22 protein-coding genes, 1 pseudogene and 1 riboswitch are annotated in these 18,965 nt (G+C 47.2%); of the genes and pseudogenes, 12 read left to right on the top strand and 11 right to left on the bottom strand.

The genetic code is table 11. The annotated features are described in order from the left end of the window. Positions 1-366: 366 nt before the first annotated feature. Positions 367-681, top strand: coding sequence for a MazG nucleotide pyrophosphohydrolase domain-containing protein (locus ABH897_RS26250; protein ID WP_014279118.1), 315 nt, complete (start codon positions 367-369; stop codon positions 679-681). Positions 682-693: 12 nt separating this feature from the next. Then, positions 694-1,275 (top strand): LOG family protein, encoded by a 582-nt coding sequence (locus tag ABH897_RS26245; protein WP_283654110.1) that lies wholly within the window; start codon positions 694-696, stop codon positions 1,273-1,275. 180 nt (positions 1,276-1,455) lie between these two features. On the opposite strand, the gene ABH897_RS26240 is transcribed toward ABH897_RS26245, so the two are convergent. Both ABH897_RS26240 and speE read right to left on the bottom strand, forming a co-directional pair. Next, entirely contained in the window at positions 1,456-2,748 is a 1,293-nt protein-coding gene (locus tag ABH897_RS26240; protein ID WP_283654109.1) for an MFS transporter, read from the bottom strand. A 334-nt stretch (positions 2,749-3,082) separates the two neighbouring features. Then, positions 3,083-3,910 (bottom strand): polyamine aminopropyltransferase, encoded by an 828-nt coding sequence (speE, locus tag ABH897_RS26235; RefSeq protein ID WP_404521619.1) that lies wholly within the window; start codon positions 3,908-3,910, stop codon positions 3,083-3,085. Between the two features lie 318 nt (positions 3,911-4,228). Between speE and ABH897_RS26230 the strand changes: the two genes are divergently transcribed. Continuing rightward, positions 4,229-6,286 (top strand): transglycosylase domain-containing protein, encoded by a 2,058-nt coding sequence (locus ABH897_RS26230; protein WP_404592902.1) that lies wholly within the window; start codon positions 4,229-4,231, stop codon positions 6,284-6,286. A 145-nt stretch (positions 6,287-6,431) separates the two neighbouring features. Here ABH897_RS26230 and ABH897_RS26225 read toward each other — a convergent pair whose 3' ends face one another. From ABH897_RS26225 to ABH897_RS26215, 3 genes are all read right to left on the bottom strand, one after another. Next, positions 6,432-6,929 carry a transporter gene (locus ABH897_RS26225; RefSeq protein ID WP_404521592.1) on the bottom strand — a complete coding sequence of 166 codons (498 nt, stop codon included), beginning with the start codon at positions 6,927-6,929 and terminating at the stop codon, positions 6,432-6,434. Between the two features lie 132 nt (positions 6,930-7,061). Next, the gene (locus ABH897_RS26220) at positions 7,062-7,184 is read right to left on the bottom strand and encodes a hypothetical protein (protein WP_404529721.1); all 123 of its coding nucleotides are present in this window, start codon (positions 7,182-7,184) and stop codon (positions 7,062-7,064) included. Between the two features lie 102 nt (positions 7,185-7,286). Continuing rightward, positions 7,287-7,421 (bottom strand): hypothetical protein, encoded by a 135-nt coding sequence (locus tag ABH897_RS26215; protein WP_404592901.1) that lies wholly within the window; start codon positions 7,419-7,421, stop codon positions 7,287-7,289. 122 nt (positions 7,422-7,543) lie between these two features. Between ABH897_RS26215 and ABH897_RS26210 the strand changes: the two genes are divergently transcribed. Both ABH897_RS26210 and ABH897_RS26205 read left to right on the top strand, forming a co-directional pair. Beyond that, a complete protein-coding gene (locus ABH897_RS26210) occupies positions 7,544-7,936 on the top strand; it encodes a VOC family protein (RefSeq protein ID WP_283654105.1) in 393 nt (130 codons plus the stop codon). 1 nt (position 7,937) lies between these two features. Further along, positions 7,938-8,252: pseudogene (locus ABH897_RS26205) on the top strand (WYL domain-containing protein); the annotation flags it as partial. A gap of 36 nt (positions 8,253-8,288) precedes the next feature. Here ABH897_RS26205 and ABH897_RS26200 read toward each other — a convergent pair. Next, positions 8,289-8,834 (bottom strand): histidine phosphatase family protein, encoded by a 546-nt coding sequence (locus ABH897_RS26200; RefSeq protein ID WP_044646847.1) that lies wholly within the window; start codon positions 8,832-8,834, stop codon positions 8,289-8,291. 225 nt (positions 8,835-9,059) lie between these two features. Between ABH897_RS26200 and ABH897_RS26195 the strand changes: the two genes are divergently transcribed. Further along, complete coding sequence (locus ABH897_RS26195; RefSeq protein ID WP_404592900.1) at positions 9,060-9,809, top strand: MBL fold metallo-hydrolase; 750 nt, start codon at positions 9,060-9,062, stop codon at positions 9,807-9,809. A 118-nt stretch (positions 9,810-9,927) separates the two neighbouring features. Here the strand turns inward: ABH897_RS26195 and ABH897_RS26190 are convergent, their stop codons facing one another. From ABH897_RS26190 to ABH897_RS26180, 3 genes are all read right to left on the bottom strand, one after another. Continuing rightward, the gene (locus ABH897_RS26190; protein WP_404592899.1) at positions 9,928-10,434 is read right to left on the bottom strand and encodes a PTS sugar transporter subunit IIA; all 507 of its coding nucleotides are present in this window, start codon (positions 10,432-10,434) and stop codon (positions 9,928-9,930) included. A gap of 409 nt (positions 10,435-10,843) precedes the next feature. Next, complete coding sequence (locus ABH897_RS26185) at positions 10,844-11,110, bottom strand: helix-turn-helix domain-containing protein (protein ID WP_404592912.1); 267 nt, start codon at positions 11,108-11,110, stop codon at positions 10,844-10,846. 7 nt (positions 11,111-11,117) lie between these two features. After that, complete coding sequence (locus ABH897_RS26180) at positions 11,118-11,624, bottom strand: YwhD family protein (protein ID WP_283654101.1); 507 nt, start codon at positions 11,622-11,624, stop codon at positions 11,118-11,120. Between the two features lie 124 nt (positions 11,625-11,748). On the opposite strand from ABH897_RS26180, the gene ABH897_RS26175 reads away from it, so the two are divergent. From ABH897_RS26175 to ABH897_RS26160, 4 genes are all read left to right on the top strand, one after another. Then, the gene (locus ABH897_RS26175) at positions 11,749-13,761 is read left to right on the top strand and encodes a M1 family metallopeptidase (protein WP_044646843.1); all 2,013 of its coding nucleotides are present in this window, start codon (positions 11,749-11,751) and stop codon (positions 13,759-13,761) included. An 11-nt stretch (positions 13,762-13,772) separates the two neighbouring features. Further along, positions 13,773-14,600, top strand: coding sequence for a hypothetical protein (locus tag ABH897_RS26170; RefSeq protein ID WP_283654099.1), 828 nt, complete (start codon positions 13,773-13,775; stop codon positions 14,598-14,600). A gap of 285 nt (positions 14,601-14,885) precedes the next feature. Beyond that, positions 14,886-15,023: riboswitch (cyclic di-AMP (ydaO/yuaA leader) on the top strand. Positions 15,024-15,027: 4 nt separating this feature from the next. Next, positions 15,028-15,528 (top strand): C40 family peptidase, encoded by a 501-nt coding sequence (locus ABH897_RS26165; protein ID WP_044646841.1) that lies wholly within the window; start codon positions 15,028-15,030, stop codon positions 15,526-15,528. A 303-nt stretch (positions 15,529-15,831) separates the two neighbouring features. After that, positions 15,832-16,338, top strand: coding sequence for a GNAT family N-acetyltransferase (locus tag ABH897_RS26160; RefSeq protein ID WP_404592898.1), 507 nt, complete (start codon positions 15,832-15,834; stop codon positions 16,336-16,338). 75 nt (positions 16,339-16,413) lie between these two features. Here ABH897_RS26160 and ABH897_RS26155 read toward each other — a convergent pair whose 3' ends face one another. Beyond that, complete coding sequence (locus ABH897_RS26155; RefSeq protein WP_007428083.1) at positions 16,414-16,713, bottom strand: 4a-hydroxytetrahydrobiopterin dehydratase; 300 nt, start codon at positions 16,711-16,713, stop codon at positions 16,414-16,416. A 118-nt stretch (positions 16,714-16,831) separates the two neighbouring features. Next, complete coding sequence (locus ABH897_RS26150; RefSeq protein ID WP_404592911.1) at positions 16,832-17,125, bottom strand: hypothetical protein; 294 nt, start codon at positions 17,123-17,125, stop codon at positions 16,832-16,834. A 187-nt stretch (positions 17,126-17,312) separates the two neighbouring features. On the opposite strand from ABH897_RS26150, the gene motA reads away from it, so the two are divergent. Together motA and motB are read left to right on the top strand one after the other, a co-directional pair. Further along, positions 17,313-18,107 carry a flagellar motor stator protein MotA gene (gene motA / locus ABH897_RS26145; RefSeq protein ID WP_044646838.1) on the top strand — a complete coding sequence of 265 codons (795 nt, stop codon included), beginning with the start codon at positions 17,313-17,315 and terminating at the stop codon, positions 18,105-18,107. Beyond that, positions 18,100-18,927 (top strand): flagellar motor protein MotB, encoded by an 828-nt coding sequence (gene motB, locus ABH897_RS26140; RefSeq protein ID WP_283654097.1) that lies wholly within the window; start codon positions 18,100-18,102, stop codon positions 18,925-18,927. Before motA ends, motB begins: the two co-directional genes overlap by 8 nt. Positions 18,928-18,965: the final 38 nt, after the last annotated feature.

Raw genomic sequence — 18,965 nt, 5'->3', positions numbered from 1 at the left:
CAACGTATTGTCAACCTGGCTCGAATAGAACGGGGACTCCCTCTTCAAAAAGTATGAGACTAGTTGTGATGAACAGACCCGTTCCTCTCCTGATCAATTCCACTATTCTGCCCAATGGTTAAACAACGAAAAAGGAGCCAAATAAGCTTGTCTCCTTTTTGGCTCCTTAATAACTAATCCTCGTTAGTTTATTTTGAAGTACCTCTTTATAAGTTCCACGGTCGCTCCAAAAATATATTTTTCTTTGAAAAATACCCTTTCATATTATATAATAAAAAATACGAACAAACGTTTCGGTTTTATCTAAACCTTGAGGTTTTGTGTATAGCCGACACCTATACATTGGTTTATATTTGGAGGCTGGATATGGATATTAATGAATTTCAACAATGGGTAAAGCAGTATTACCAGGAGAGAAGCTGGTCGGATTTAGATATATTCGTCCGAATTGGTTTCTTGGCAGAAGAAACGGGAGAGGTTGCGAGAGCCATTCGCGCCCTGGAAATCGGCAGAGACCGTCCTGATGAGATCGATGGTTCATTCGAGGATAACAAGAAACATTTAACTGAAGAACTTGGAGACGTACTGGGTAATCTTATCGTGATCGCCAACAAGTATGACATCACCTTGGAAGACATATTTCGGACACACCAGCAAAAACTTGCAAAGAGATATTCATAAGGGGGATCTAATATGAAAAGCATTGCTGTTTTCTGCGGTTCCAGTGATGGAGCGTCTACGATTTATCGAGAGCATGCTATTGCTCTGGGCAAGGCACTTGCCGAACAAGAGATAAGCTTGGTTTATGGAGGAGCAAGCGTTGGTTTAATGGGTGCAGTAGCTGATGCGATACTTCATGCAGGAGGTCACGTCATCGGTGTGCTCCCTCACTTTTTGCAAAGCCGTGAAATCGCGCATAATAGCCTGAGCGAACTAATCATTGTTGATTCCATGCATGAACGAAAATCTAAAATGGCAGAGATTGCGGACGGGTTTATTGCTTTACCAGGTGGCCCAGGTACGATGGAAGAATATTTTGAAATTTTTACATGGGCACAATTAGGCTTGCACGAAAAGCCATGTGGTCTTTTAAACATTAACCATTATTACGATCCTCTTATTTCCTTGTTTGATCGTATGGCTGAGGAACAATTTATGCAGGAAAAATATCGTGCGATGGTACTTACGGATACTACTCCGCAAGGAATCCTGCGGCAATTTACCAATTACACTCCTCCTGCCGTCAAAACATATATCACGAGCAAACGGACCTGACATTAGAAGGGTACATATGGCTCAACAGACATACTGTCCCAAATGATATGAAGGGAACACCACCGTCAACATCATCCCAGTGGTGTTCCTGTGAAATTGAGAGAAATTACAGGTTATACACCTGCATTTAACTATGTAGTCATCCAATGAACGATGTCACGTCTAACGAGAACGCCAATTTTAAATACCAGCGCCCGTAGCGGTTGGATGATCAATTTGCTCACTTTCCTGAAAATCACGGCGATAGAACCAACCGATCAGAACGGCAATGGTTGTCATAGCCGCAGCCAGTAAATACACCTGCACCATGCCGAAACGGTCTGCATACCAGCCCAGGAATAACAAGGATAGGCCGAAAGCGAGATTCGTAAGCACATCAATACCCGCCATCACTTTAGGGAGCTGAGCGGCCGGGGCACTCGTTTGCAACAAGGTACGGCGAATAATTCCTGCCATTTGAACCGGTAAGCCGGATACAGCAAAAAGAACAAGCGCAGCGACTGGGATCGTATTGAGCGCAAACACCACCGTAATCAGCACATATACGAGCAACGCTCCGAGCATGTACAGAAAGCTGTTTCTTTGCAGCCGCTTGACCAAGCCAACGACGAGCAGTCCGCCCAGAATCGTACCAGAGAAAAAGGAGGCATTCATAAAGCCCCACCAGCTTGCATCCTGATGCAGCACCTGAGTAACATACGCCAGAATAAATACGCCAAGCCAGGAGGTTCCTCCAATGGTGTCCACACTATCCACGATCATCAAAGAACGAATGCGGCGGTTATGCCAAATGATCTGCCAGCCTTCCCCAAGCTCCTTCCAGTGAGAGCCTTTTTCCTTTGCTTTTGCTGTTTCTGACCCGCTCGTGGCAAACTCTGAAGATTCGGGGCTTAATTCCTTTTGATCCAGCGGATCACGAATGAATGAAGTAACAGTTACAGCCACCAAATAACAACAGGATGCGATCACAAGCGTATTCAGGGAACCGAGCCATGCCACAATAATTCCACTCAACGCCCAGCCTGCACATTTAACCACTTGATCACTGACCGCCACCATGCCGTTGGCACGCATCAGTCCTTCGCCGGTTGCCAATCGGGGTACAAGCGCATTACGTGCCGGGTTGGTCCAGCCATCCAGAAATGACATACCAAACACCATCACGAAAATGAACAGAAACGACCTCTGATCAGGCGTGATCCACAAATAAAGCAGCAACAGCGTAAAGATGACAAACTGCCCAAATTGGGAAAATAGCAAAATACGCGTCAGTCGAAATCGGCCGAGGACTATCGGTGCAACGAGCCCGCTAAGCACTTGGGCAGACAATCGGAAGAGCGGAATCAAAATGGTCGTCATTAAAGAATTACTTGAGCTGAACACCAATACCACTACACTCAACATGTAGATGATATCTGCTACGTTGGAGATCGTCTGAGACCCCCACAGGTAATAAAAAGAGCGTCTGATCAAAAAAATTTCCCCCTCTTTGGTACATCACCGAATTATGTATTGCCATAACCAGACCTCCCCTTGTTGATATTACAATTCTGTAAAATGTCTAGTTTTTTGTATATTCTACGCATAACCTTAAATTTCCTTCTTTTATCTTTATAGGAAATTCGGTGTCCAATATGCTTTCACGCCCATTTTCCAACCTTATCCAGAACAAAAAAGCGCCTACAGTGCTCTTTTCCACCCAAAAATAGGTGAAAAAGAGCACTGCGACGCTTCTTAAAATACAGTTACATTTATTTTATGTCATAACACGGTGATATTGGGATGTATATTTAGCTCGTTTTGCTCTCTACTTCGTTAAATCCTCCACAAATTTAGGCAATACAAACGCCGCTTTGTGTAAACGGGGACTGTAATACCGAGTATCCATCTCTGGAATTTGAGCCTCGTCTATTTCCAGCGGATCATACTTCTTGCTCCCCAGCGTGAATGTCCAGAGACCACTCGGATAGGTTGGAATATTCGCACCGTACACACGTACAATCGGGAAAATCTCCTTCACATCTTTGTTGACCTTCTGAATCAAGTCAGCCTTGAACCAAGGGTTGTCCGTCTGCGCCACGAAAATACCATCTTCCTTCAGCGCTTCAAAAATACCTTGGTAAAACCCGCGCTCGAACAACGGTGCTGCCGGACCGACCGGCTCTGTTGAATCGACCATAATCACGTCGTATTCATTTTTATGTTCAATAATGTGCATGTATCCATCATTAACCATTACTTCTACGTTGGGCTCATCCAGCTTCCCGGCGATTTCGGGCAAATATTGTTTGGAATATTCGATCACCTTGCCATCGATCTCAACCAGCACAGCCTTTTCCACCTCAGGATGCTTGATAACCTCACGAATAACTCCGCCATCGCCGCCGCCCACAACCAGAACCTTTTTCGGATTCGGATGGGTATTCAAAGCGGGATGTGCTACCATTTCGTGATATACGAATTCATCCTTCACGGTAGTCATTACCATACCATCCAGTACAAGCATGTTGCCGAATTCCTCTGTCTCGATCATCGCCAGATCCTGAAACTCCGTTTTCTCAGAGACATACGTTTGTTTGATTTTTGCTGTAATGCCGAAAGAGGGAGTTTGCTTCTCTGTAAACCACAAATCCATCATTTCAACCTTCTTTCTCATCAAATTATGTGTCCGACAATCCTTTTATCGTTCAGGCCGCGCCCTGGCGGTTCTGGTCGTGGCAATATAAACATTGACTTCCTTAATATCTGCAATACGCACACGCCGGATTTGCTATATTTATTGTACCAAACACACTGTACTTTCACACTTTTTGCTTATAGGCGATACTTGGATAACCTGAAAAAGCCTTTTTAGACTCGATCTCGTATAAAATACACACGTACACGCATCTGATGAATAGACGCTTTCGGATTGACAATACTGAGAACATCAACCATGGAAGGAGGTGGCAAGATGGCCGCTACAACCGGGCAATTCCCCAAACGCAAGCCGCTCTGGCTTCGATGGTTTCAGGGACTGCTGTCACTCACCATTCTGACGGTCATCGCTGCCTGCATTCTGCTCGCCTATTTATATACCACCAGTCTCCCGCTCGCGGATACGGACCGGAATTCGCGTCTGCTCGATAGCCAGGGCCAAGTCATTGCCACCTTCTCTGCCGGAGGCAAGGAATCCATTCCTGTCCAGCTGGATCAAATTTCACCCGATCTGATTGCAGCTACGCTGGCTGTGGAAGACCGGAAGTTTTACGATCATTTTGGCTTTGATTTCAAAGGCCTGGGCAGGGCCGTGCTTGTCAATCTGACCCATTGGGATATGTCGCAAGGAGCCAGCACGCTGACTCAGCAGCTTGCACGCAATTTGTATCTATCTCATGAGAAAACATGGACACGTAAGGCCAAGGAAGCCATCTATACCGCGCAGCTTGAAATGAAGTACACCAAGAAAGAGCTGCTGCAAATGTATTTGAATGAAATCTATTATGGTCACGGTGCCTACGGCATTGAAGCGGCTTCGCAGATGTATTTCGGTAAGTCCGCAAAAGATCTGGATTTGGCTGAAAGCGCCCTGCTGGCAGGTATTCCGAAGGGACCGACCTATTATTCGCCGTATAATCATATGAAAAACGCCAAGGATCGGCAAAAAATTGTGTTGGATTCCTTGGCGCTCACCGGCAAAATTACTCCAGCCCAAGCTACCAAGGCCTATGAGGAAATGCTTGCCCTGCGGCCCGAGAGCCAGCGCCGGACGGTAGAAACAGCCCCCTGGTTCCGCGACTACATCCGCCAGCTTGCAACGAACCAGCTGGGAATTAGTGAAAGTGTGCTGGAGCATGGCGGCCTAAGCATTTATACCACGCTGGACATGCACATTCAGCAAGCAGCCGAGGCGGCTGTAGACGAGGGCATGAAGAACAGCAACGGACTGGAAACGGCGTTGATCTCCATTGACCCGCGCAACGGGCATGTGAAGGCCATGGTTGGAGGGACCAACTATGTCGGCAATCAGTATAATCATGCGCTTGCCACAACCCGGCAGCCTGGCTCGTCCTTTAAGCCGATTATGTATCTGAGCGCACTGGATTCTGGCGAATTGACAAGTACGTCCAAGTTCGAAAGCCGACCGACGTTGTTCCACTACGACAACAACCGTAAAACCTACAAGCCCAAAAATTTTGGAGACAAATATTTGGGAGAAATCGATCTGCGGCGTGCGATTGCGGCGTCCGATAATATTTATGCTGTAAGCACCATTTTGAAGGTGGGGACAGACAAGATCATGGACCTCGCCCGCAAAATGGGTATTACGAGCGAGCTGAAGCCCGTGCCTTCCCTCGCGCTGGGCGTATCGCCTGTCAGCCCGTTCGAGATGGCCTCGGCCTTCTCGGTCATCGGCAGCGGCGGGCAAAAGGTCGCACCGGTGGCGGTGCTGCGCATCACCGATGCGGCCGGGCGGTCGCTCTATGAAGCACCGCAGACCGCTCCGGTTCAGGTAGTGAAGCCCGCCTCTGCCTACGTCCTCACACGCCTTATGGAAGGCGTGTTCGAGGAAGGCGGCACCGGCAACCGGGTCGCGAAGCTGATCAAGCGCCCGGTTGCCGGGAAGAGCGGCACGACCAACACCGATGCGTGGATGGTTGGCTTCACACCCGAGCTGTCCACCGCCGTCTGGGTCGGCTATGACAAGGGCAAGGCCATCAGCACGCAGGATGCCCGGCGGGCGGCACCGATTTTTGCGCAATATACGGAGAAAGCGCTGGAGAATGTGCCGCCCAAAATCTTTCCCATCCCTGACGGTGTAGTCAGCGCCTATATTGATCCAGCCAGTGGCAAGCTGGCTGCGCCGGACAGTCCGGATAAGCGGCTGGAGGTATTCGTCAGCGGCACGGAGCCGAAAGAAACGCTGTCAGGACGGAATAACCCACCGACAGCGACACAGACTGACCAATCGGAGCGGCAGGCAGAAAAGAAATCATGGTGGAGCAATTTCAAGCGATGGTGGATGGAGTAACAACAAAAAAGACTGAAGGAACGCTATAAGCGCTTCTCTCAGTCCTTTTTTACTTCATTTTATTTCCTCATATGTCCCATGTATCTCTCTTGCCACGATTATCCGCAGCTTCCCCTTCCGGTACGCTTTTCCCCCAAAGGTTTGCTTACCAAAAGCAGCTAAACGACTCGATACGGTTGGTGTCTACACCATAATAAGTCCAGAAACGACCATTCCACCGAAATCCCGCTACGGATGTTCTGCCTACAAAGACGGGATACAGCCAGAAGCGCTCGCCATTCGTCAGCCATACAAACGTGTTGCGGAACAAACACCCGGAGATGGCTAAAGGGTCAATAGCATAGGCCGTGACCAGTGGCTTTGGTGGCGTAAATTGCGGTGGTGGGGCTGTTGGCGCTTGAGCTTGGGGTCCGAGTGAACCTTGGGATCCCGGTCCTATAGGGCCAAGCGGTCCTGGCCCTGATGGTGGGCCAAAAGGCCCCTGCGGCGGTGGCGAAAAAGACCCTCCCCCGGGTGGTGGTCCCATCGGTGACGGGAACGAACCCTGTGTGCCAGGAAATTGTGGAAGCGAGGGACCTGACGGTGTGAATGGGCCCGGAGTTCCCGGTTGCGTTCCGAAAGGGACCTGTGGCATTAAAGACATGTGTTTCACTCCTTGTGTTCTAGGCTGATGTATCCTATGCGGGACATCAGCCCGTGGACTGGGCGAATCCCCATACCGTCGCCGCATTCCGCTATTTCGTCCCTTTTCATCAAAAGTTCTATCCTGACCCAATTAACTCCCTGTCCGAACATGCGCCAGCTCGATTTCATGCACCATCTTAATCTCAACTCGTTTTCTCAGCTCATGATACTGATCCAGCAACCGATAAGCATATTGCTCCCCCCAATGTACCAATCGCGGAATGATATCTGCCTGAGTGCATTTAAAGCTTAATAAAGGTAAAAATTCATTGAAAAGCTTTGATCCATCGCTTTATCCAATTCGGCCGCCAGTTGTTCACGATACGATTCGCATGGAAGATGTACCAGTCCCATATTGGACAACCACATCCGTATAGGCGGAAATGATGCTGGCATCCAGCTTCTTGCCTGAACCGAACATTTCCACAAGCCTCTCTGTTGTGTCCACCATTCTGTTATCCTCCCTTCACATATATGTATATCCTCATGAAGTGCTTCTTTTATGGTTGAATATTTCTATTCGAAAAGCGGGAAAATATTAACATCTACCATCCAGTCCAAGGAGCTGATCTGATGCAAAATTACAACCCAAAAATTACAACATTTTTTATGTTCTCCGGTCAAGCAGAAGAAGCCATACAATTTTATACCTCTGTGTTTAAGCCGTCGGACATCATCAGCGTACTTCATCAGGAGAACGGAGCCGTGTTACATGCTGTATTCACCCTCAAAGGACAAACCTTCATGGCTATTGACCAAAATCATCAGGACAAGCACCCTTTTACCCCGGCCCTATCGCTATTCGTCACCTGTGATTCGGAAGAAGAAATTCACCAAGTGTTTGATCAGCTATCGCAGGAAGGTCAAGTTCTAATGCCCCTTGAGGCCTCGCCCGTAAGCCAACTATTTGGGTGGGTTGAAGACAGATACGGAGTTTCATGGCAATTGAATCTGGCAAAAGGGTAACATGCTTAAAGCTAATATACCAATTCGCAAAATTCGGAATTACAAATCTCTCCCCTTTAAAAACGAAGTGGATTCCGCATTGCACAAGTCCTTTCATTATCTATCCAGTGAACTTAAGCAAAAGATCGAACAATTGCAGCAGCGGTTTGTCTTCTGGATACCCCCGCATGACATAGAAGTGCCTTTCCTAAGAGAGCTACTGGAGAGTGCGCTGGAACAACGCGTCATTACAATTGTTTATGAAGCAGCCACGCGTCGAGAAAGGATGATCCAGCCACTCGGTATTTATACAATGAACGGATTATGGTATTGCCAGGCTTATTGTTTCTATGGTAAACGCACTTCACTAATTTCACTCCGTAGTCCACACTCTGCGAATCTGGGCTTCTGCTTCTTTGATTTCAAGCAAATATACGTCCGGATTCGAAAGTGTTTTCCACTCCTCAAACCCAAACTGCGAATCGTAATGTCGAATGAGAAGTGACAACAGAGCCCCATGAGTTACAATGATGATCGTTTTTTCTGTCCGTTCTATAAGCTCCTGAACAAGCTGTATTCCTCGATCTGCCGCTTCACGGGATGATTCCCCTCCCTCCAGCTTCAAATCCTCGTCCAGATAGGTCTGTTTCAGCACGTCCATCCAATGATCTAAATGCACACGGCTAAGCACCCGTTCCTGAAGACGTAGATCAGTATATACCTGCAACTGTTTCCGTTCAGCCAAAGGCTGAATGGTTCGCACGGCCCGTTCCCACGGGCTGGATACGATATATTCCACACCTACATTCTCCATAAAATCAGCCAATTGCTCAGCTTGTTGGATACCTTCATCGGTGAGTCGGGCATCTGGCTCCTGTCCTGTTGCTTTGGCATGTCTCGCAAAGTAAATCTTCTTCACGTAATCACTCCTAACCAGTAAAGTTAGTTACACTTCTCTACTTTCGTGAACCTCTGATTAAACCTGAATAAAATAAAAAAGCACTCTTTGCAAGAGTCATTGTCACACAAATTTAGAATTCTATATATTGACAAATAACTATTTTTATGTTATAATTAAGGTTTACATATTTTAATTTCGTGATACGATTCCTTTGTATTACATCAACTCTTTTAGGAGGATTCGATGCAATTGGACAAGGGAATACAGATACTTCAGGTTTCTTCTACCATCATGGGACGAACAGAGAGCATTCACCCCACCTTAATGTGGGACGAAGATAATATGATTTTAGTGGACACGACTTACCCCGGGCAATTACCGCTTTTACAAGAGGCTATTCTAAGTACCGGATTCACCATACATAAACTTACCTCCATATTCATTACACACCAGGACCTTGATCATATCGGCAGTTTGGCAGATGTAATTCGGACTTGTTCATCCCCAGTTCAGGTGTTTTCCAGTTCTATCGAAAAGCCCTATATACAGGGAGAAAAGCAGCTTATAAAGCTGACACCAGAAGCGATAACTCAAGCTGTAAACTCCATGCCCGAATCTGTCCCGGTAGAGTGGAGACATGCATTCCGGCGCACACTTGAAAATCCCCCGAAGGCTGCCGTAAACTCCACGATCGTTGCTGGGGAGGAATTGCCCTTTTGTGGAGGGATCGTAGTTATAGATACTGCTGGTCATGCACCGGGACACCTAAGCTTCTATCATAAGACCAGTCAAACTTTGATTGCAGGAGATGCTCTGAACGTAGTGAGTGGCGAGCTACAGGGGCCAGATCCACAATACTGTCATGATTCTAACATGGCGAAAGATTCTCTTAAAAATCTGCTCCCCTATGATATTAAAAAAGTGATTTGCTTTCATGGAGGGCTTTACGGAGGCAATTGTAATCGGCGGATATCTGAAATATGCGGTTTGTGACTTACTTATCTAAAGAAAAGACTACCCTGAAATTCCAGTTAGTCTTATCCTACATATTTTACTGTTAAACCCCAAGAATTTACCTAATGATCTTACGCAGTAGGAAGCTGAATGCTGACTAGGCTTTCAAATAGACTCTCAATACAGGTGCATCAGGAGAAGCAGACGAGCCTTCCAATATTTCCACATGACTGATCATTTCTTGCCCGTCTGGAACAATTACCGGAGTAATTACCGGCAAGCCATCCTGTTGAATAGCGTCCAGATTAAACTCCATCAATAATTGCCCCGCTTTAACGTTATCTCCTGTTTGGACATGAGGGTTAAAGCCCTGCCCTTTGAGTGAGACGGTATTAATCCCGACATGTATCAAAACTTGTACACCACATTCATGTTCAATTACCAGGGCGTGCTTGCTTTTCTCCATCACATGAGCGACTTTCCCCGTAAAAGGAGCCGTGACCCTGCCTTCAGACGGATGAATAGCGATGCCTTCCCCCATAGCCTTCGTAGAGAACGCAGGATCTGGAACCTCTTCAAGGGAAACCACTTGTCCTTTAATTGGTGCTATCATGTCGAATTCTTCAATACGAGGAGCCGCCTTCTTTTTCAACCATTTAAACATAACGATGCCACCTTATCTACAGATTACATTCATAAACAGTGAACAGGACTTAACTACACTTTTTTAGGAACCGGTTCCACAAAAGATATAAATAAAAACCGGATTTTGGAACCGATTTCTATTTGAATTATAGTGAATGCCTTTCCAGGATGTCAAGGCGCTATCAGTCAAATAACCACATATATCAACAATTATGATTTTGTTACTTTGATATGCTCCAACAAATCATGGGTTAGATCCTTTTAAGAAATTCATTTTCTTTGATTATATTCAAAACATTTTAACATGTAACCCAATTTCACCGAAGGCAAATGTTATGCTCCTATGTAGTTACTATCGCTTGATGAACTATTTACTCGGTGCTATTTTTACAATTAATCGTTTTTGTTCTTATCATCTTTATGATTTCTTAATTCATATCTGACTTCATACCTAATAGAATAGCCACAAGGCCTAATCCCCAAAATACAATAGCATCATTTATCTGCCTTAATCGGTATGAAAGCTTGCAATTGAAAGCATCACAAAGCTTAAACAAAGTTTCCAATTGGGTCGTTTCTATATTTGTCTCGCGATATAATTTATTGATTAAATTTCTGCTAAGTCCCGATAAACTCATCAGCTCCGTTAAAAAAGCAGTTCCTCCAAATACGGAGAAACTGCTTCTGTGGTTGATCTTTCTCTTACCCTTCCAGCGCCTGCTTCAATTCCTCAGGCGAAGCGTCCCACCATTCCTCATTATGAGAAATCAGCAGGCTTTTGAGTGCTGCTTTATCCTGACTGCCGAGATCCTCCAGCATGAAACGACGCTTGAGCGCGTAATCCATACGGTTGACGTGATCGGCGAGGATTTTCCAGCCGCGTTTGGCTTCGTCGTCAATAAGCATCTCACAGGCAGTCGCGCCGCCGTACACACGTCCTTCGGGTGTGCGGTCCACGGCTACCCATACCAGCCAAACCTGGCGTCCGTTTGGTACATCCTCTTTATTGGTAGAAAACTTAATCCCGCGTTCTACTTTACTTTTGGCATGCATAGCACCGACATCAATTTTGGCCTCGCCGCGGTCAATAATGACCGGGGACATGCTGTTCAGGTCGATTGAACCTGCGCCGAAGCCCTTATGTTTACTCTTGCCACTGACAATGTTCAGTGCAATCTGTTTTTTGCCGTCCGGCTGATTTTCACTCATGCGTCACTAAGCCTCCATTTTCCGTCTTGACACTCATTCTACACTATAAATATTTTAACTAATAATCTCCCGAAAGCAAACATATACATACTGTAGATGCTTGTCAACGGGAGGTATCCATTGTATGACCCCAGCACGCACCAAAATCGTTTTATTGTCTACACTAGCCCTCGGTCTCCTCGTAGGGACGTTATGGTTTGCCTGGCAGCCTGAATCTAAGTCCGATCCGCAATCCTTGGGCAAACCGCCGTACGATTCCCAGTCGGAGTCTGCGCTTGCGCCAAACATGGGCAAGCCTCTGGGGGCAAACATCCTGCCTGACGTACCCCAAAGTCCTCCACAGCCTGCTTCGGAGATTCTTAGCAAGCGTGTGGTGGAATACCACATTGACGTGTCTCTGGAAGAAGGACAGGTTTTGCGGGGCACCGAGACGCTTACATGGAAGCATCCGGGCACCAAAACCGTGAACGATCTGTACCTGCATCTGTACCCCAATGCCTTCTCTTCCATGGAAACCACCTTCATGAAGGAATCCGGGGGCAAGCTGCGCGGCGACACCATGCCCAAGAACGGCTTTGGCTCCATGACACTAACTGAACTTAAAACGGAAGACGGTTTATCCCTCCTGCACCGGACTCAATACGTGCAGCCGGATGACGGTAACGTGAACGACCGCTCGCTCATGAAGGTACGTCTCCCCAAGCCAGTCCGAGGTGGTGAAAGCATTACATTATATATGAAGTTTGAGGTAAAGCTACCCGCCATCTTCGCACGTATGGGCGCAACAGATGATTTTGTCATGGCGGGTCAATGGTTTCCCAAACTTAGCGTCTACGAAACCGCAGGACAGCGTGGACGCGCCGAGGAAGGCTGGAATCTGCATCAGTATCATGGAAACTCCGAATTTTACGCCGATTTCGGAATTTACAGTGTGCGGATTCGAGTGCCTGAAACATACATCGTGGCTGCAACTGGATTCCCCACCCGTGGAGCAGTCCGGCAAAATGGGCAAAAAATATATCAATTCTATGCCGATGACGTGCACGACTTTGCATGGGCCGCTTCACCGAATTTTGTAGCCGCAGAAGAGCCATTTTCCTCTGCCGAGGTGCCGGGTGTCAAAATCAAACTGTATCTCGACCCATCGCACAAGGAGCTCAAGGGACGCTATATGAGCGCAGCCAAGGCCGCTCTTTCCTATTACAGCAAGTGGTACGGGCCTTATCCATATTCGACCCTGTCCATCGTTGTACCACCCAAAGCAGGCAGCGGCGCGGGCGGCATGGAATATCCCACACTCATTACGGCTGCAGCGGCTGATAACCTGAATCCAGGCTATAGTCTGGAGCGGACAGTCGTTCATGAGATTGGGCATCAATATTTCTATGGAATGGTGGCAAACAACGAATTCGAGGAACCATGGCTGGATGAAGGCTTTACCTCTTATGCAGAGGAACGGCTCATGGAGCAAGAGTACGGACTTATCCCCAACTTGCCGTTACAGTCTGGACAGGTATCTTCCCCGCAGCCGTTAAACCGTGAGTCCTGGAAGTACGGCTCAGCTATTAAATATGCACAAAATGCCTATTCTCGGGGTAAGCTGGTGCTGCGTGGCATTGAACGCCAGGTCGGCGTAAAAAAAATGGACCGAATTATGCGTACCTACGTCCAGACCTACCGATTCAAGCATCCATCCTCACAGGATTTTCAGCGTATCGTCGAAAGAGTCACCGGACGTTCGTGGAGCCACTATTTTGAACAATATGTATACGACGGCCAGATGGCGGATTTTTCAGTGGATCGCATTACGAACCGCAAGCTGGCCAACGGATACGAAGCAACCATCACACTCAGCAAAAAAGGGGCAGATTATCCCAAGGTCCCTGTTCAAGTTACTTTCAAGGACGGTACAACGATATTCAAGGCTTGGGACGGCATGGGCAAAAGCACCACCTATCGACTCAAAAGTGCATCTCCGGTCTCCCATGTGATTGTTGATCCACTGTACACGATTGCGCTGGAGAACAAGCATATCAATAACAGTCTGAAGGACGAACTGAACGAAAAAACCCAGACCCGTTGGAGCATAAGTGTAACCAAGCTGCTGGAGACACTGCTTGGAAGTCTGTCATGGTGAGGTGTCTATAGATGCGTACCGTTATAAAAGAAGGCTGGGCGCTTGTGCGCATACAATTTTATATTGTCATCATTCTATTTTTGTATCGACTGCTATGGGGCGTTTTTCTCTATCGGGTGGTACAATCCGCCGTTATTCCCCTACTACTGCGCTACCCTGATCAGGGTCAAAATGAACTGGGGCAGACCTTGTTTTGGATGGAGAGCCAGATTGCCCTGACAGACAACCGGGAGGTTCATATGTATCTGTGGATACTACTGGGGGCAACGGTGCTGCGTATACTGATTACCCCCTTCATCCGGGCGGGAATATACCAAAGTCTGCACACCCATGCGACCGAGCCGCAAAGTCTGTCTTTTTTCCGTGGAATGAAACGTCATGGTTTATCATCGCTGATCTATTACGTCATCGAGCTTGGGCTCTTGCTGCTCCCTGCTTTCTGGGTGGTGCCGAGGCTCTACCCTATCGTAGCCGGGGCGCTGCAATCTCCCGCCTATCTGCTGCATGTGCTGCCCTATGCCATCGGTTGGATCGCTTATGGCTGGTTCATCCGCCAGTGCATCCTGTACATGCAGCTAGGCACCGTAGGTGGTCACGCCATACTGTCGTCGCTGCTCGCCTTCTTTCGCCAAATCCTTCCGGCTATCGGTATTTCGCTTCTGCTCGGCGCAGGTGTGCTGCTTGTCCTTGGCCTATTCGGCACGGTGGCGATGATTTGGACTGGCATGCTGGCACTCATTCTCCAGCAAACGTATCATTTTGTTACCAGTCTGGTCAGGCTATGGCACATCAGTTCACAGTACCGCCTATGGCATACCGATATCTCCGACAGAGGTTGAACCCCCACTCCGTTCCTCCTGAGCAATTTCTGGCTGTCGAAAGGCGACTATCTATATCCATTCCTATCCATGTAAACGGCACATAACTGAATACTCTTAACAAAATCTGTTCCCGCGATAAAGGGAGCAGATTTTTTTGTGATTTTTTGCGATGAAACATTTGCCAAAGCCAGCCAACTTTGTTACAATAATCGCAGTGAACTGATAGTAACAACTTTGTAATCTTTATTGTAACCTTTACCTTAAAAACATCGTTATCGTGAATACTGCTCTCCAAGGTGCACATCTTAAGTTAAGCCTAATTCCTGGCACCTAGGAAGCGGGGGAACCAGTTTGGGTGAATTGATCTCGCAACAGAGTGGTCATAGGGGAACCTTCTACCGAATCCTTAAGCTAACCTCGCAGGCATTGGAAGGGGTATTTTTTTTTGAAGAAGAAACTAACAATCGCAGCCATGGGTCTTGCCATTGCCTTTACATCTTTTACATTCGGTGGCGGCAGTGCATTTGCAGACTCCAAGATGGACCAGGTCATCCAAGATACCAAAGGAACGAGCTACAGAAGCGGAGGCACTACACTCGACGGATTCGATTGCTCCGGCTTCACAATGTATGTATATCAAAAACTGGGAATTAAACTGCCGCATCAATCCGGATCACAATTCAAAATGGGATCTTCCGTATCCCGCGATGAAATGAGACCTGGAGACCTGGTGTTCTTCAACACCACAGGTAGAGGCATTTCCCATGTAGGTATCTTCATGGGTGAAGGGAAATTTGCTCACTCCTCATCTTCACGTGGTGTAGTTGTTAGCTCACTGAACGAAAATTATTACGCTAACCGATATGTCGGTGCCAAAAGAATTATGAGCACAGATGCTTACCACGCTGTAGCTTCTGAAACTCCTGATGACGACAACGTAGAATAACTAACGAACAGCAAGCTAACCTGAGCCGCAATTGGATTCTGGCCGGAATCCAATTGCGGTTTTTTATGTCCGCAACATCAGAAACGTTAACTTTACTGACGAACTGACACCTCAAAAGGTTTCAGTTTTTGCGAACATCGTCGGTTTTACCGTCACGGCGGGGGGAGCATATGAGCAGTAAAGCCTTCTTATTGAATGTATACCCGACTTGGGTATGAAATAAACACGCTTGCCAATCCCCTTCAACTTGTCTACAATCTGTTGTTAATGGTTTAAGTACTTGTAAAAGGAGGATGGGAAGACATGCCGGCCTCAATATCTAACTACCGAATCGTGCCGATGGACGAGCAGCAGGCGGCTGCGATATGTGAGTGGCGCTATGATTCACCCTACAATATATACGGCTGGTTACCTTGGGAACAAATGAAGGCGCTTGAGGTCGAATTTGGAAGCCCCTCGCTTCGCCAGGAGCAATATGTAGCCGTACTGGATGACGAGAACATACTAACCGGATTTGCTCAATATTTCCCGATGATTGGCGTGACCCGGCTAGGTCTGGGAATGCATCCCGGATTGTGTGGACATGGCAGAGGCGCCGAATTTGTCCGTGCAATTGCCGAGGAAGCCAGACGACGCAACCCTGAGAATGAAATTGATCTGGAGGTCCTGACTTGGAATGGGCGCGCCATCCGGGCTTACAAGGCAGCCGGATTTGAGCTTACGGATACCTATGAACGTCAGACTCCCGATGGCAAGAAGCCATTTCATTGTATGGTATATCATCCCGACCACCAGCCTCATGTTCTATGATAAAAGCGCCTTCGGCATACAACTGCATTGTTGTATATCGAAGGCGCTTTTATCATACGACAGACCACGATTAGCTCAATGACTGCTACGCATTTTCTCAAAAGCTTCATTATATTGTTGGGCTTCCTTAATATCCACGGCCATAATGCCACCGTCATCCCAGGAGGTTAAACGCAGGGTCACGGTCTTATAATCAATCGTAATAAATGGATGATGATTAAATGCTTCCGATATAGCAGCAACTTCATCCACGAATGCAATCCCTTTCATAAAACTGGAAAAATTATATTTCCGGACAATCCATCGTCCTTCCTCCAGTTCCCAGCCCTCCAGCTTCTCCAGATGTGCTTCAATCTCTTCTTGTGTAAAAGGCATGATACGACTCCTCCCTGTTTATACGGAAGCCTTTCAGCCGCTTGAATGCGACCAAAACTACGATATATTGGTGTCCATATTACCACGGCCCCGTTGATAAATCCATAAAACGGCCTGCTCAAATCAAAGGTACCGACGTCAGCTCCTCATCTCCAATGAGCACATAGATACGGTGCTGCTCCGGTTCATAGATGACAACACCGCTGCCCACAGCGATAACGGGCTCTGTACCCAGCGCATAAAACAGGTCTTCAGCCAGCGCTTCATTGACTTCCTGACGCCCTGCCGGGTCCAGTTTGTCCCAATCTTCTGCTTCCATTTCGAAAAATTCATAGCTATCTGGAATGCGTCCCACAGCCTCTGTCAAATCGTTCAAAATTTGTTCATACTCCCGTCCGTGCTTCACTCCCATGCCATTTCCTCCAATTCTTCCACCATTCATTACATAATCACCTTATTATACCGGAAATTCGTACTTAACAAAAAAGAGAGTTTTGTCGATAAATACTATAATCCGTCTTGTAATGACGTGCCTGGGGCAAGGACGACCCCGGCGGCATGAAAGGATTCAAAATCTATTCTCATGGATGAGGTGTATCATGCAAATTTCAACCATTATCGGACTTGTACTCGGGATTGTGTCATTGGTCGTCGGGATGATTCTCAAAGGCGCGCCAGTGATCAACTTGGTCAACAACCCCGCTGCTTACATGATTATTTTTGTCGGAACGGCAGCAAGTATTTTTATGGCCTTCCCGATGGAAGAAATCAAACGCATTCCGAAGCTGTTCAAGGTTATTTTCACGGAACAAAAGCTTTTGGACCGTAAAGAGCTCATCGGCACGTTTACCGAATGGGCATCCATTACCCGTCGCGAAGGTCTGCTTGCGCTGGAATCCAAGGTAGAGGAGATCGACGATCCCTTTATGCGTGGTGGTATGCGTATGATTATTGATGGTAATGATCAGGAATTCGTGCGAGATGTTCTAATGGAGGACATTAACGCTACCGAGGATCGACACCGCTCCGGCGCGCTGATTTTCTCTCAGGCTGGTATGTACGCTCCAACGCTCGGGGTACTCGGTGCCGTCGTAGGTCTGATTGCCGCTCTGGCCGATCTTAGTGACATGGCCAAGCTGTCTCATGCCATCGCGGCAGCCTTTATTGCGACGTTGCTTGGTATTTTTACAGGTTATGTCCTGTGGCATCCAATGTCCAATAAGCTGAAACGGTTATCCAAAAAAGAAGTGGAGCTTAAATTGATGATGGTCGAAGGCCTGCTCTCAATTCAATCAGGTATATCCACCATTGCGATCAGCCAGAAGCTGACGATATTCCTGACTCCAACCGAACGGGCTACCCTGACCAAGAAGGATGGGGATTCCGGTGAGTAAAAAAAGACATGAACCGCACGAGGAGCATGCCGACGAAAGCTGGCTGTTGCCCTATTCCGACTTGATGACCCTTCTGCTAGCTCTTTTCATCGTCTTATTCGGGATGAGTGCACTCGACGCCAAAAAATTTGAAACTATGGCTCAATCCATGAGTGCGGCTTTTAGTGGCGGCACTGGCATACTGGATCACTCTGCCGCCAATCCATCGTCACAATCCGCAGATATGGGCAAAAATAAAGAACAGGTAACACAACCTATAAAGTCTAAAGCAACTTCTACGGCTGAACTGCAAAAGCAACTCGCCCAGCGGGAAGAAGAGGATTTGAAAAAGCTCAAAAAGCAAATGGATCAGTATATTGAAAATAATGGCCTGACTCCGCTGCTCAATACAAAACTGAACCAATCCCAGCTCATGATAACTATTAGTGATAACGCCTTGTTTTCATCGGGTCAGGCTGAGGTAAAGCCGGAAGCGAGAAAGCTGGCCAAGTCCATCTCCAGCATGCTCCAGCAGTTTCCTGGCTATGATGTTATCGTATCAGGTCATACAGATAATGTGCCGATTTCCAATAGTCAGTTTCCGTCCAACTTTGATTTGAGTGCCAAACGATCTCTGAATTTCTTGCGCATTTTGCTACTCAATCCGCAGCTTGATCCAACCAAATTTGTATCCATCGGTTATGGTGAGTATCGTCCACTAGCAAGTAATCAGGATGGTCAAGGACGCTCCAAAAACCGCCGTGTCGAAATTTCCGTACTACGTAAATATCAGAACGGCACACAAGTTATCAGTCCTACCTCAAGCTCGAATGAAGGTTGATTATGTATATGTTATATAGACAAAGGCACCGCCGCATT

The sequence above is a fragment of the Paenibacillus sp. RC73 genome, from assembly GCF_044908085.1.
In the GTDB taxonomy this organism is placed as follows: domain Bacteria; phylum Bacillota; class Bacilli; order Paenibacillales; family Paenibacillaceae; genus Paenibacillus; species Paenibacillus terrae_A.
This window is presented reverse-complemented; position numbering and strand designations above follow the sequence as displayed.

Bases quoted from the DNA above. Each gene is read 5' to 3' on its own strand.
- ABH897_RS26180 (WP_283654101.1), bottom strand. From the start codon at position 11,624: ATGAGTGAAAATCAGCCGGACGGCAAAAAACAGATTGCACTGAACATT.
- speE (WP_404521619.1), bottom strand. From the start codon at position 3,910: ATGGATTTGTGGTTTACAGAGAAGCAAACTCCCTCTTTCGGCATTACA.
- ABH897_RS26190 (WP_404592899.1), bottom strand. From the start codon at position 10,434: ATGTTTAAATGGTTGAAAAAGAAGGCGGCTCCTCGTATTGAAGAATTC.
- ABH897_RS26150 (WP_404592911.1), bottom strand. From the start codon at position 17,125: ATGGGAGTGAAGCACGGACGGGAGTATGAACAAATTTTGAACGATTTG.
- motA (WP_044646838.1), top strand. From the start codon at position 17,313: ATGCAAATTTCAACCATTATCGGACTTGTACTCGGGATTGTGTCATTG.
- ABH897_RS26225 (WP_404521592.1), bottom strand. From the start codon at position 6,929: ATGTCTTTAATGCCACAGGTCCCTTTCGGAACGCAACCGGGAACTCCG.
- ABH897_RS26195 (WP_404592900.1), top strand. From the start codon at position 9,060: ATGCAATTGGACAAGGGAATACAGATACTTCAGGTTTCTTCTACCATC.
- ABH897_RS26215 (WP_404592901.1), bottom strand. From the start codon at position 7,421: ATGGTGGACACAACAGAGAGGCTTGTGGAAATGTTCGGTTCAGGCAAG.
- ABH897_RS26155 (WP_007428083.1), bottom strand. From the start codon at position 16,713: ATGCCTTTTACACAAGAAGAGATTGAAGCACATCTGGAGAAGCTGGAG.
- ABH897_RS26245 (WP_283654110.1), top strand. From the start codon at position 694: ATGAAAAGCATTGCTGTTTTCTGCGGTTCCAGTGATGGAGCGTCTACG.
- ABH897_RS26250 (WP_014279118.1), top strand. From the start codon at position 367: ATGGATATTAATGAATTTCAACAATGGGTAAAGCAGTATTACCAGGAG.
- ABH897_RS26210 (WP_283654105.1), top strand. From the start codon at position 7,544: ATGCAAAATTACAACCCAAAAATTACAACATTTTTTATGTTCTCCGGT.
- ABH897_RS26230 (WP_404592902.1), top strand. From the start codon at position 4,229: ATGGCCGCTACAACCGGGCAATTCCCCAAACGCAAGCCGCTCTGGCTT.
- ABH897_RS26160 (WP_404592898.1), top strand. From the start codon at position 15,832: ATGCCGGCCTCAATATCTAACTACCGAATCGTGCCGATGGACGAGCAG.
- ABH897_RS26175 (WP_044646843.1), top strand. From the start codon at position 11,749: ATGACCCCAGCACGCACCAAAATCGTTTTATTGTCTACACTAGCCCTC.
- ABH897_RS26170 (WP_283654099.1), top strand. From the start codon at position 13,773: ATGCGTACCGTTATAAAAGAAGGCTGGGCGCTTGTGCGCATACAATTT.